1 protein-coding gene is annotated in these 722 nt (G+C 58.9%); it reads right to left on the bottom strand.

What is annotated here, in order from left to right; all coding sequences use genetic code 11:
• A partial coding sequence (locus FH871_RS33895; RefSeq protein ID WP_229317754.1) for an ABC transporter permease occupies positions 1–455 on the bottom strand: 455 nt, incomplete at its 3' end.
• Positions 456–722: the final 267 nt, after the last annotated feature.

The raw sequence follows: 722 nt of genomic DNA, 5'->3' as shown, positions 1-722 counted from the left end.
CCGAAGAGCGCCTTCAGGTATACCCCAATCTCGAAATGGTGATACTTCATGACGAGCTGGTTGATGATGCCGGCCCCCATCAGGAAGGTCACCCAGGTGATGATGACGAGCGACAGTCCCAGGAATTTGCCCAGCAGCAGGACCCATTCGCGTACCGGCGTGGTGTCCGAAAGCTCATTGAGCCCGGCTTCCCGTTCGCGCCAGACCAGCTCCCCGGCGTAGAAGATGGTGAGAAAAGGGATAATGATCCACTGGGTTTTGAAGCTGCTCAGGGCGGGTGTTAGTGTACGTAACACCTCTTCCGTTCGGGCCAACAACGGAACCCCGAGCCATTCCATGTATTCGGGTGCGAACAGGCCGGTGCCAATCGCTAAAAGGGCTACCAGCGTGAGCCCGCCCCGGGATCTGGCAATCATTCCGAACGAGGTGCGGGCAATGGCGAGTGTCTGGCGCACATCCGTGGTGATACCAAATTGACGGAAGCGGTTCGGCAGGTTGATCGGACTGGTGTCCCGGTTGCCTTGATCCGATGCGTCCGGAGAAGTGAGTACAGGGGAGCGCCCTGGATTGGATCGGCGACTGAAAATACGCGTCCATGGGGTATTCGGTATAACGTGGCCCAACCGAAACCGGAAATACGTAAAGGCCAGCGCCCCTGCCGCCAGGCCAAACCACAACAGGCGATTCCAGAGCCAGGGGCCTTCGAGCAGGATCAGCCGCGT

The organism is Larkinella sp. C7, assembly GCF_006149005.1.
In the GTDB taxonomy this organism is placed as follows: Bacteria; Bacteroidota; Bacteroidia; order Cytophagales; family Spirosomataceae; genus Larkinella.
Note: the sequence above shows the minus strand (reverse complement) of the source record. Positions and strands in the feature narration are given on the sequence as shown.